The organism is Pseudomonas sp. FSL R10-2189 (assembly GCF_009600325.1).
Lineage (GTDB): Bacteria > Pseudomonadota > Gammaproteobacteria > Pseudomonadales > Pseudomonadaceae > Aquipseudomonas > Aquipseudomonas helleri.
In genome coordinates this window covers 80,655-93,106 of sequence record NZ_WIVZ01000015.1, presented here as the reverse complement: position 1 = coordinate 93,106, position 12,452 = coordinate 80,655, and the positions used below count along the sequence as shown (strand labels likewise).

The 12,452-nt window shown below is 59.8% G+C and carries 9 protein-coding genes; 3 read left to right on the top strand and 6 right to left on the bottom strand.

Annotated features, from left to right (window positions below):
- The first annotated feature begins 13 nt into the window (after positions 1–13).
- From GHO32_RS12975 to GHO32_RS12965, 3 genes are all read left to right on the top strand, one after another.
- Entirely contained in the window at positions 14–1,786 is a 1,773-nt protein-coding gene (locus GHO32_RS12975; RefSeq protein ID WP_153334746.1) for an N-acetylglutaminylglutamine amidotransferase, read from the top strand.
- Positions 1,787–1,789: 3 nt separating this feature from the next.
- The gene (gene ngg, locus GHO32_RS12970) at positions 1,790–3,535 is read left to right on the top strand and encodes an N-acetylglutaminylglutamine synthetase (RefSeq protein WP_153334745.1); all 1,746 of its coding nucleotides are present in this window, start codon (positions 1,790–1,792) and stop codon (positions 3,533–3,535) included.
- 86 nt (positions 3,536–3,621) lie between these two features.
- Positions 3,622–4,809, top strand: a complete 1,188-nt coding sequence (locus tag GHO32_RS12965) for an osmoprotectant NAGGN system M42 family peptidase (protein ID WP_048387757.1) — start codon at positions 3,622–3,624, stop codon at positions 4,807–4,809.
- 92 nt (positions 4,810–4,901) lie between these two features.
- On the opposite strand, the gene cysG is transcribed toward GHO32_RS12965, so the two are convergent.
- The 6 genes from cysG to GHO32_RS12935 are packed head-to-tail and all read right to left on the bottom strand — an operon-like array spanning position 4,902 to position 12,438.
- Positions 4,902–6,296, bottom strand: coding sequence for a siroheme synthase CysG (gene cysG / locus GHO32_RS12960; RefSeq protein ID WP_153334744.1), 1,395 nt, complete (start codon positions 6,294–6,296; stop codon positions 4,902–4,904).
- Positions 6,297–7,577 (bottom strand): serine--tRNA ligase, encoded by a 1,281-nt coding sequence (serS, locus tag GHO32_RS12955; RefSeq protein ID WP_123750419.1) that lies wholly within the window; start codon positions 7,575–7,577, stop codon positions 6,297–6,299.
- A 16-nt stretch (positions 7,578–7,593) separates the two neighbouring features.
- A complete protein-coding gene (gene crcB, locus GHO32_RS12950) occupies positions 7,594–7,968 on the bottom strand; it encodes a fluoride efflux transporter CrcB (protein WP_048368532.1) in 375 nt (124 codons plus the stop codon).
- Positions 7,965–9,290, bottom strand: coding sequence for a replication-associated recombination protein A (locus GHO32_RS12945; RefSeq protein WP_153334743.1), 1,326 nt, complete (start codon positions 9,288–9,290; stop codon positions 7,965–7,967). Before GHO32_RS12945 ends, crcB begins: the two co-directional genes overlap by 4 nt.
- Positions 9,291–9,317: 27 nt before the next feature.
- Positions 9,318–9,941, bottom strand: a complete 624-nt coding sequence (gene lolA, locus GHO32_RS12940; protein ID WP_153334742.1) for an outer membrane lipoprotein chaperone LolA — start codon at positions 9,939–9,941, stop codon at positions 9,318–9,320.
- A 52-nt stretch (positions 9,942–9,993) separates the two neighbouring features.
- Positions 9,994–12,438 (bottom strand): DNA translocase FtsK, encoded by a 2,445-nt coding sequence (locus GHO32_RS12935; protein ID WP_371924449.1) that lies wholly within the window; start codon positions 12,436–12,438, stop codon positions 9,994–9,996.
- Between the last annotated feature and the right edge of the window lie 14 nt (positions 12,439–12,452).

Below are 12,452 nucleotides of genomic sequence, written 5' to 3'. Positions count from 1 at the left end.
GGATTTACACACCATGTGCGGATTAGCTGGCGAGTTACGTTTTGATCATCAACCTGCCGACCTGGCGGCCATCGAACGCATCACCCACCACCTTGCTCCACGTGGCCCCGATGCCTGGGGTTTTCATAGCCAGGGGCCGATAGCCCTCGGCCATCGCCGTCTGAAAATCATGGATTTGTCGGACGGTTCAGCGCAACCCATGATCGACAACCAATTGGGCCTGTCGCTGGCGTTCAACGGGGCGATCTACAACTTCCCGGAGCTGCGCGCCGAACTCGAAGCGCTCGGCTACGCCTTTTACTCCGGCGGCGACACCGAGGTCTTGCTCAAGGGCTACCACGCCTGGGGCGAAGCCTTGCTGCCCAAGCTCAATGGCATGTTCGCTTTTGCCATTTGGGAGCGGGATGCAAAACGCTTGTTCATTGCCCGCGACCGCTTGGGCGTGAAACCGCTGTACCTGTCGCGTACCGGCGAACGCCTGCGTTTTGCCTCCACCCTGCCCGCCCTGCTCAAAGGCGGCGATATCAACCCGATGCTCGACCCGGTCGCGCTGAACCACTACTTGAACTTTCACGCCGTGGTGCCTGCACCGCGCACCCTGATTGCCGGCATTGAAAAACTGCCGCCTGCCACGTGGCTGCGCATCGACGCCGACGGCACCACCGAGCAGAAAACTTGGTGGACACTGCCTTACGGCCCACAGGCTGATGAGAGCAATCTGACGTTTGAAGACTGGCGCGAACGCGTGCTGGACAGCACCCGTGAAGCCGTCGCCATTCGCCAGCGCGCTGCGGTCGATGTCGGGGTGCTGCTGTCAGGCGGTGTCGACTCCAGCCTGCTGGTCGGTTTGCTGCGGGAAGTCGGCGTACAAGACCTGTCGACCTTTTCCATTGGCTTTGCAGACGCAGGCGGCGAGCGCGGGAATGAATTCGAGTATTCGGATCTGATTGCCGAGCATTACGGCACCCGTCATCACCAGTTACGCATTGGCGAAAACGAAATCATCGAGCAATTGCCGGCGGCCTTCCGGGCCATGAGCGAGCCGATGGTCAGTCACGACTGCATCGCTTTTTACCTGCTGTCGCGCGAAGTCGCCAAACATTGCAAGGTGGTACAAAGCGGCCAGGGCGCTGATGAACTGTTTGCCGGTTACCACTGGTACCCGCAAGTAGACGGCGCCAGCGATCCTTACGCGGCCTACCGCGAGGCCTTTTTTGATCGCAGCTATGCCGAGTACCAGGCCACCGTGCAGCCACAATGGCTGACCGCCAACGATGCTGCCGGCGACTTTGTGCGCGAGCATTTTGCCCAACCCGGCGCGGATGCGGGCGTCGACAAGGCGCTGCGTCTCGACAGTACAGTCATGCTGGTGGATGACCCGGTGAAACGCGTCGATAACATGACCATGGCCTGGGGCCTTGAGGCGCGCACACCGTTTCTGGATTACCGCCTGGCTGAACTGTCGGCGCGTATCCCGGCGCGCTTCAAGCTGCCCAACGGCGGCAAACACGTGCTCAAGGAAGCCGCCCGCCTGGTGATCCCCAGCGAAGTCATCGACCGCAAAAAAGGCTACTTCCCGGTACCCGGCCTCAAGCATCTGGAAGGCAACACGCGCAACTGGGTCCGCGATCTATTGCTGGACCCAAGCCAGGATCGCGGGCTGTTTCAGCCGGCCATGCTGGACCGCCTGCTGAGCCATCCGCAAAGCCAACTGACGCCACTGAACGGTTCCAAACTGTGGCAATTGGCAGCCCTGAATCTGTGGCTGAGCGAACAAGGAATTTGATCAATGAAACCCCTTGCCACCGCCTATAGCCAACGTTTACTGCGCGGGCAAACGCCCTCCTACGAGCGACTCCAGGCGCGCTTTGCCGAAGATGGCAGCGCGCTGGATACGCAACCGGTCGCCGTGCACTGCGGCTGGGGCCGCTTGCTGATCGGGCACACCTTCCCCGACCCGGCCCGCCTGGCCAACGAACTGCTGAACGAACAAGCCGGTGAACGCGATATCGCCCTGTATGTGGCCGCGCCGCAACAGGTCTTGGCGCAGTCACCACAACAACTGTTTCTCGACCCTTCGGACACCTTGCGCCTGTGGTTCACCGATTACCGCCCGGCAACTCGGGTGTTTCGCGGTTTCCGCATTCGTCGTGTGCGCAGCGAAGCCGACTGGAACGCCGTCAATGCCTTGTATCAGGCGCGCAACATGCTGCCGGTAGACCCGGACTTGCTGACTGCGCGCCATAACGGTGGCCCGGTGTACTGGCTGGCCGAAGACGAGGACAGCGGCGCGGTGATTGGCAGCGTCATGGGCCTGAACCACCACACGGCATTCCATGACCCGGAAAACGGCAGCAGCCTGTGGTGCCTGGCGGTTGACCCACAGTGTTCGCGCCCCGGTGTCGGCGAAGTGCTGGTGCGGCATCTGGTCGAACACTTTATGAGCCGCGGCCTGAGTTATCTCGACCTGTCGGTGCTGCACAACAACCAGCAAGCCAAGAACCTCTACCGAAAATTGGGTTTTCGTACCCTGTCGACATTTGCCATCAAACGTAAAAACGGTATCAACCAACCGCTGTTTCTTGGCCCCGGCCCGGAGGCAGGGCTTAACCCGTATGCGCAGATTTTGGTTGAGCAAGCCTACAAACGCGGCATTGATGTGCACATTGATGACGCCAACGCCGGGCTGTTTACCCTCAGCCATGGTGGACGGCGCATTCGCTGTCGCGAGTCGCTGACCGATCTGACCAGCTCCATCAGCATGAGCCTGTGTCAGGACAAGAGCCTGACACACAAAGTGCTGAGCGCCGCAGGTTTGAACGTGCCCACGCAACAACGCGCAGGCAATGCCGATGACAACCTCGCGTTTCTCGAAGAACACCTGCGGGTGGTGGTCAAGCCGCTGGATGGCGAACAAGGCAATGGGGTGGCGGTTGATCTGCAAACCATTGAACACGTCCAGGATGCGATCAAGGCGGCGCAGGCTTTTGACAGCCGGGTGTTGCTCGAAAGCTTCCACGAAGGTCATGACCTGCGCATCGTAGTGATCGGTTATGAAGTGATCGCGGCCGCCATTCGGCGCCCGGCGCAGGTCATCGGCGATGGTCAGCACAACGTCCGGCAATTGATCGAAGCGCAAAGCCGTCGCCGCCAGGCCGCCACCCAAGGCGAAAGCCGCATCCCGCTGGACGCCGAAACCCTGCGTGCTGTGCAAGCGGCAGGTTACGACTACGACAGCATCCTGCCTGCTGGCCAGTTGCTGGCGGTGCGCCGCACGGCCAACTTGCATACCGGCGGCTGCCTGGAAGACGTCACGGCCATCCTTCACCCGGTGCTCGCCGATGCGGCCGTGCGGGCCGCCCGGGCGCTGGATATCCCGGTGGTTGGGCTGGACATGATGGTGCCCGGCGCCGACCAGCCCGAGTACGTGTTTATCGAAGCGAACGAGCGCGCCGGGCTGGCCAACCATGAACCGCAGCCCACCGCCGAACGCTTTATCGACTTGCTGTTTCCGCACAGCCAGCCCGCCCCCTGAACGTTGGGGTCTGTTGATGTTTCATCGCCTGTGCATTGAAACGTCAACAGCCCCTATGTGCCGCCTCTCCCGCAAAAGGAGCTTTTATGAGTCATGCCCTGCCAGAACCGGACCTTGAGTACCTGCAACGGGTTCTCCTGGAAATGCTTGCCATCCCCAGCCCGACCGGGTTTACCGACACCATCGTGCGTTACGTCGCTGAGCGGCTTGAAGAATTGGGCATCCCCTTTGAACTGACCCGGCGCGGCACCTTGCGCGCCACGATTAAAGGCCAGCAGAGCGGCCCGGACCGCGCCGTGTCAGCTCACCTGGACACCATTGGCGCCAGCGTTCGGGCCATTAAAGACAATGGCCGCCTGGTGCTGGCCCCGGTCGGTTGCTGGTCCAGCCGCTTTGCCGAAGGCAGCCGGGTCAGCCTGTTTACCGACAACGGCGTGATTCGCGGCAGCGTGTTGCCGTTAATGGCGTCCGGCCATGCGTTTAATACCGCCGTGGATGAATTGCCAGTGAGCTGGGACCACATTGAGTTGCGCCTGGACGCCTACTGCGTGACGCGTGCCGACTGCGATTCACTGGGGGTCAATATTGGGGATTTTGTCGCCTTTGACCCGCTGCCCGAGTTCACCGAAAGCGGCCATATCAGCGCCCGGCACCTAGACGACAAAGCCGGTGTTGCGGCCTTGTTGGCCGCACTCAAGGCCATCGTCGAGAGTGGCGAGCAACCACTGATCGACTGCCACCCGCTGTTCACCATCACCGAAGAAACCGGCAGTGGTGCGGCGGCAGCCTTGCCGTGGGACGTGAGTGAATTTGTCGGCATTGATATTGCGCCCGTCGCCGAGGGCCAACATTCCAGTGAACATGCGGTCAGCGTGGCCATGCAGGATTCGGGCGGCCCGTATGACTACCATTTGTCGCGGCACCTGTTGGGGTTGGCCACCCACAACGACATACCGGTACGCCGCGATATGTTCCGTTACTACTTCAGTGATGCGCATTCAGCCGTCACGGCGGGGCACGACATTCGCTGTGCCTTGCTGGCATTTGGTTGCGACGCGACCCACGGCTATGAGCGCACGCACATTGATAGTCTGGCGGGGTTGAGCCGTTTGTTGAGTGCTTACCTGCTGAGCCCGCCGGTCTTTGCCAGCGACGCCCAACCGGCGCAAGGCTCACTGGACCGTTTTAGTCACCAGTTGGAGCACGATGCCCAGATGGAAAGCGATACCCGCGTGCCGTCGGTCGACAGCTTGGTGGGAGAAAACAGGAGCTGAAAATAATTTGCAGGAGCTAACTTGCCTCGTGATCTTTTAAAGGATCAAAAGATCGCGAGACGAGCTCGCTCCTACAGTGTTTTGCACCGCAGTTAAACCTGCGACTGGGCGCCTTCGAACCACGCCAGCTTCTCACGCAGCAACACCACTTCGCCGACGATCACCAAGGTCGGGGCATGCACTTCGTGCTCTGCGACCAAGGTCGGCAGGTCTTTCAACGTGCCGGTAAACACTCGCTGATTAGACGTGGTGCCTTGCTGGATCAATGCAGCCGGGGTGTCTGCCGAGCGACCATGGGCAATCAGTTGCTCGCAGATAATCGGCAAGCCAATCAGGCCCATGTAGAACACCAAAGTTTGCGCCGGAGCGACCAGGTCGTTCCAAGGCAAGTTGCTGGTGCCGTCTTTAAGGTGGCCTGTCACGAAACGCACGGATTGCGCGTAGTCACGATGGGTCAATGGAATACCGGCATAGGCCGCGCACCCGCTGGCGGCGGTAATGCCCGGCACCACCTGGAAGGGAATCCCGTGGGCTGCCAGCTCTTCGATTTCTTCGCCACCACGGCCAAAGATAAACGGATCACCGCCTTTGAGCCGCACCACGCGCTTGCCTTGCTTGGCCAAGTCCACCAGTTGCTGGTTGATCTGGTCTTGCGGCACCGCGTGATCTGCACGTCGCTTGCCTACGTAGATACGCTCGGCATCGCGACGGCAGAGTTCCAGAATCGCCGGCGCCACCAGACGGTCGTAGAGCACCACGTCAGCCTGTTGCATGAGGCGCAGGGCGCGGAAGGTCAGCAGATCCGGGTCACCCGGCCCGGCGCCCACGAGGTAAACCTCACCCGTGGTCAGCGTCGCTTCGCCATTGATCTTGGCTTGTAGCAGACGTTCTGCCTCAGCGCCCTGCCCGGCCAGTTGACGGTCGGCAATCGGGCCCTGAAACACGTCTTCCCAGAAGCCGCGACGCTGTTGCACATCCGGGAACAGGTTTTTTACCTGACTGCGAAAACGCGCAGCCAGGCCCGCCAGTTGCCCGTAGGTCGAGGGGATCCAGGTTTCAATCTTGGCCCGAATCAACCGCGCCAGCACCGGCGCATCGCCGCCACTGGAAATGGCAACGATCAACGGCGAGCGATCAACGATGGCAGGGAAAATCACGCTGCACAGCGCAGGCGCGTCGACCACGTTGACCGGCACGCAACGTCGATGGGCATCAGCGGATACTTGAGCGTTGAGCGGCTCATCGTCGGTGGCGGCGATGACCAGCCCGCACCCGTCAAGGTCGGCTTCGACATAACCGCGCAATACCTGCTCACCGCCGCTACTGTTTACCAACTCGCACAACTGTGGCTCTATCGCGGGCGCAACGACCCGCAACACCGCACCGGCATCGGCCAGCAGGCGAGATTTGCGCAAAGCAATCTCGCCACCGCCGACCACCAGTACACGGCGGCCACGCAGGTTATGAAACAGCGGCAGAAACTCCATTTAGCCGATGACCTCAATACCGCCCATGTAAGGCTTGAGCACTTCTGGCACACGGATCGAGCCGTCGGCCTGCTGGTAGTTTTCCAGCACGGCCACCAGCGTACGACCGACCGCCAGACCGGAACCGTTGAGGGTGTGAACCAGCTCAGGCTTGCCGGTTTCGGTGTTACGGAAACGCGCCTGCATACGACGGGCCTGGAAATCGCCGCAGTTAGAGCACGACGAGATTTCGCGGTACTTGTCCTGGCTCGGGATCCACACTTCCAGATCGTAGGTTTTGCTTGCGCTGAAGCCCATGTCGCCGGTGCACAGCGCCAAGGTGCGGTATGGCAGCTCGAGCAGTTGCAGAACCTTTTCGGCGTTACCGACCAGGCCTTCCAGCGCGTCCATCGAGGTCGAAGGCTCGACGATCTGCACCATCTCAACTTTGTCGAACTGGTGCTGGCGAATCATGCCGCGCGTGTCGCGACCCGAAGCACCGGCCTCACTGCGAAAGCATGGCGTGTGCGCCACAAACTTGATCGGCAGTGATTTGTGATCGACGATCTCGCCCGCAACGATGTTGGTCAGCGACACTTCAGCGGTCGGGATCAAGTACAGATCGGCTTCGCCTTCACGGCTGATCTTGAACAGGTCTTCTTCGAACTTGGGCAACTGGCCAGTGCCCTGCAGCGCAGGCGCTTGAACCAGGTACGGCGTGTATGCCTCTTCGTAGCCGTGTTCGTTGATGTGCAGGTTGATCATGAACTGCGCCAGGGCGCGGTGCAGGCGAGCGATCGGCCCACGCAGCAAGGCAAAACGGGCGCCGGACAATTTGGCGGCAGTTTCAAAATCCAGCCAGCCGTGTTGCTCGCCCAGGGCGACGTGGTCCTTGATCTCGAAATCAAAGGCTTTTGGCGTGCCCCAGCGGCGAACTTCGACGTTGTCGTCTTCGTCCGCACCCACCGGCACCGATTCATCCGGCAAGTTCGGCAGGCTCAACAGAATCGAGTCCAGTTCGGTCTGGATGGCATCCAGCTCAACCTTGCCGCTGGCCAGATCGCTGCCCATGGTTTCAACACTGGCCATCAGTGGCGCGATGTCTTCGCCGCGCGCCTTGGCCTGGCCAATGCTCTTGGAGATGGCATTGCGCTCAGCCTGCAGACGCTCGGTCAGGGTTTGAACTTCTTTACGCTTGGCTTCCAGCGCGTCGATGCGCGCCACGTCCAGCTTAAAGCCACGGGATGCCAGGCGATCCGCTACGTCCTGCAGGTTCGTACGTAACAGTTTGGAATCGAGCATGTCGGTTTCTCGTTTATCAAAGTTTGGTCAGGGACAGGCCAGCCCAGGTTGCAAGCAGCCCGCCGAATACGCTGATGGCTGCATAGCCCAGTGCCAAAGGCACTTGCCCGCTTTCCAGCAGGCGCACCGTATCCAGTGAAAAGGATGAAAAAGTGGTCAAACCACCCAGGAAACCGACCATTAATCCGGCGCGGACTTCAATCGGTACTTCCGGGCGGATTAAAAAAAGTCCGTAAAGGATGCCAATCAGCAGGCAGCCCACGATATTAACGGCCAATGTCGCGGTATAGAAGTGCTTTGGCCAATTGGCGTTCACCCAATTGCCCGTGGCGAAACGCAACAATGTACCTGCAATACCGCCCACCGTTACCGCAGCGATCAAAGGAATCAAGGTTTTCTCCGCTGTAGAGGGCTGGCCCGATCAAGTGCAGCCAGGTGTTTAAGCTTCTCGCCAATCTTCAATTCGAGCCCGCGCGGGACGGGCTGATACAACGGTAACGGCTCCAGCTCTTCCGGGAAGTAGTCTTCACCGGCAGCATAGGCATCAGGCTCGTCGTGGGCGTAACGGTATTCGTCGCCATAACCCAATTGCTTCATGAGCTTGGTCGGCGCATTGCGCAAATGCAGCGGGACTTCGAGCGAACCGTATTCGGCGGCGCTGCGCAGCGCGGCCTTGAAGCCCATGTACACCGCGTTGCTTTTCGGCGCACAGGCCAGGTAAGTAATGGCCTGGGCCACGGCCAACTCGCCTTCGGGGCTGCCGAGGCGCTCTTGCACGTCCCAGGCCGAGAGGCACAGGCTCAAGGCCCGCGGGTCAGCGTTGCCGATGTCTTCACTGGCCATGCGCACCACCCGGCGGGCGATGTACAGCGGGTCGCAACCGCCGTCGATCATGCGCGCAAACCAGTACAGCGCACCGTCCGGGTTTGAGCCACGCACTGATTTGTGCAAGGCCGAGATCTGGTCGTAAAACGCCTCACCGCCTTTATCGAAGCGCCGCTGGGTATCGCCCAGCAAGTCATGCAGCAGGTCGACGCTGATTTCACTGTGGTCTTCGGCCAGGTCAGAAGCGTTTTCCAGCAGGTTGAGCAAACGTCGGCCATCGCCATCAGCGGCCCTGAGCAACGTCTGGAAACCCTCATCGCCCAAGGTCAGGCCGCGTTTGCCCAGGCCTTTGTCTTCGGTCAACGCCCGGTTTACCAACTTGCGTAACGCCGCCTCGTCGAGGCTTTTGAGCACGTAGACCCGCGCCCGCGACAACAGGGCGTTGTTGAGCTCAAAGGAGGGGTTTTCGGTGGTCGCACCGATAAAAATCAGAGTGCCGTCTTCAACGTAGGGCAAGAACGCATCTTGCTGCGACTTGTTGAAGCGGTGCACTTCGTCGACAAACAGAATAGTCCGCCGCCCGTACTGGCCGGCTTGCTGCTTGGCGATTTCCACCGCCTGGCGGATCTCTTTGACCCCGGCCAGGACGGCCGAGACCGTTTCAAAATGAGCGTCCGAGACTTCAGCCAGCAGCCGCGCCAGTGTGGTTTTACCCACACCGGGCGGCCCCCAGAAGATCATCGAGTGCAGCGCGCCCTGCTCCAGCGCTTCACGCAGGGGCTTGCCCCGGGCGAGCAGGTGTTGTTGACCGACATACTCATCCAGATTGGTCGCCCGTAGACGGGCGGCCAAGGGCTGGGCAATCGGTGCACTTCGAAACAGATCCATAGCAGCGTTTGAAACCTCGTCCAGGGCTTATTCCTGGATGACATCAGCCCCTTTCGGGATATCGAACTTGAATTTGGACGCCGGGATCGGCTCGTTGGCCTTGACCCCGGTGAACAGCAGGTCAGTGCGCTGACCCACGCTATCAACCAGACGCATGTTATTGATCAGGCCATTGCGAAACGACAGGTTCAGCGAGTCAAACAAGGTGTCTTTGGTTTTTGGCTTGAGCGTGAAGTCGATCACCTCACCCGACTGCTTGGAGGTGATGTCAAAACTTTCGCTGATTTTTGAGACATCACCCGAGAGCAACAAGGCCGGGGTCTGGGTCAGACGCTGATCAAGCTTCTTGATGGTGACTTGCTCGAGGTCCGGGTCCCACAAGGTGACTTTCTGGCCATCGGAAACCATGGTCTGCTCATTCGGCGCATCAGTGTGCCAGTAGAACAGCCCCGGACGCTGTAAGGCCATTTGCCCTTTAGTGTCCTGGAGCTGTGTCCCGCCACCATCCAGGGTCAACTGAGAAAAATTGGCCGTCAACGTTTTCGACCGTTCCAGAAGGTTGGTCAGGCTCTGTACATCCGCCGGAGCGGCACTGGCGGAAAAGGCAGTCAACGCCAAAACCGGTAGCAACAACATGCTGACAAAACGCATGGAAATCCTCATTGATTAGTTAAACCCTGCTTGCAGATTACCTGCGAGCAGATCAGTCGCGCATTGGAGCCGGCGCTATCACTTCGCGCGAGCCGTTGGTATTCATTGCGGTCACGACCCCGGCCATTTCCATGGACTCGATCATGCGTGCCGCGCGGTTGTAGCCGATCTTCAGTTTGCGTTGAACCGCAGAGATCGAAGCGCGACGGCTTTCGAGCACGAACTGCACAGCCTCGTCGTACAGCGCGTCGGTTTCAGCGTCATCGCCGCCTTCACTGCTGCCGCCATCAAAGCCGCTGCCCGGCTCTTCGACACCCGCCAGGATGTCATCGTTGTAGTCCGGTGTACCACGCTGTTTCCAGGCTTCAACCACACGGTGTACTTCTTCGTCAGACACGAACGCACCGTGCACCCGAATCGGCAAGCTGGTGCCTGGCGGCATGTAGAGCATGTCACCGTGACCCAGCAGTTGTTCGGCGCCGCCCTGATCGATGATGGTCCGCGAGTCAATTTTGCTCGATACCTGGAACGCCATACGGGTCGGGATGTTGGCCTTGATCAGACCGGTGATCACGTCCACCGATGGACGCTGGGTCGCGAGGATCAAGTGGATCCCGGCAGCCCGCGCTTTCTGGGCAATACGGGCAATCAGTTCTTCGACCTTTTTGCCGACGATCATCATCATGTCGGCAAATTCGTCGACCACCACCACGATGGTCGGCAGTTTGGTCAGCAGCGGCGCTTCGTCATGGATGCTTTCGCGCTTGTACAGCGGGTCGCTGATTGGCTCACCCGCCGCTTCGGCATCTTTGATCTTCTGGTTGAAACCGGCCAGGTTACGCACGCCCATCTTGGCCATCAGCTTGTAGCGGCGCTCCATCTCGGCAACGCTCCAGCGCAGGGCGTTGGCCGCGTCTTTCATGTCGGTTACAACCGGGCAGAGCAAATGCGGAATGCCTTCGTAGATCGACAGCTCAAGCATTTTCGGGTCGATCATGATCAGCTTGGCGTCTTCCGGGCCCGACTTGAACAGGATCGACAGGATCATCGCGTTCACGCCCACCGATTTACCGGAACCGGTGGTACCGGCCACCAACAAGTGCGGCATTTTTGCCAGGTCGGTGATCACCGCCTTGCCGCCGATGTCATGACCCAAGGCCAAGGTAACCGGCGATTTGGCGTCATCGAACTCAGGGGTCGACAGCACTTCGGAGAAGCGCACGATCTGGCGATCTTCGTTGGGGATCTCGATGCCCACCGTGGTTTTACCCGGAATCACCTCAACCACCCGCACGCTGGTCACGGCCAGCGAACGTGCCAGGTCTTTGGCCAGGTTGGCGATACGGCTGACCTTGACCCCGGCCGCTGGCTGGATTTCGTAACGGGTAATGACCGGGCCCGGGTGAATCGAGTCCACCGTCACCTCGACGCCGAATTCCTTGAGTTTGATCTCAAGCAAATGGCCTACAGCCGCCAGGGATTCAGGGGAATAGTTGAGCTGCTTCTTCTCGGCCGGGTCCAAAATCGAGATCGGAGGCAAAGTGCCTTCAACTGCGCTGTCGACAAACAGCGGCACTTGTTTCTCTTTTTGCACACGCTTGCTCGGCTCCGGCGCTTTGGCCGGTGCCGGGGTAATCACGGCCGGCACGTGTTTTTCACGCTCGGTCATGTGCTTGGTCAGCGCTTGCTCACGCTCAATCAGACGTTCTTTGGCCTTGGCCTGTTCACGCTTGTCGGGAACGCTTGGGGCGACCACTTCGTTAACCCGGGTGTCGACTTCACGCAATTGTGCAACCAGTTGCTTGCGTTCGTTACGGTCAGACCACCAGCGATTCGCGGCGCCCTGAATCAACTCAAATAAGTCGAGGGTGATTTTGCCGGTCACGTCCATAACCTTGAACCACGACAAATCGGTAAAAACAGTCAAACCGAACAGGAACAAGGCGATCAGCAGCAAGGTGCTGCCTTGGATGTTAAGCGCGTTCTTCGCCAGGTCACCCAGGCTTTCGCCCAGCGCACCGCCAGCACCGGCGGGCAAACCAATGGCCGAGTGGAAGTGAATGTGCGCCAGCGCGGCACCCGAGAGCACCAGGAAGATCAGGCCGACCAGCCGCCACGAAAACAGCAGGCCGCTCCACTGCCACGGCTGGTGCCGCTCGCGGAAGATCTGATACGCCTTGATCGCCAGCAGCAGCGGAAAGATGTAGGCAAAATAGCCGAGCACCATGAACAGGATGTCCGCACTGTAGGCGCCCGCAGGCCCGCCAAAGTTCTGCACATCTACCACGCGGCTGTTGTGGCTCCAACCGGGATCGTCCTTACCGTAGGTGAGCAAGGCCATCATCATGAACAGGCATAGAGCGCCAATAGCGAGCAGTGCACCTTCCTTGAGCCGGTAGTGCAATTGCTGACGCCAGAGTGGAACTGTTTTAGGTGCTGCTGTGGATTTCTTCAAAACGCGTCTTTTCCTGCGCCTGTGGCGCGCCCAACAATTGATTGACTGCAAAATAC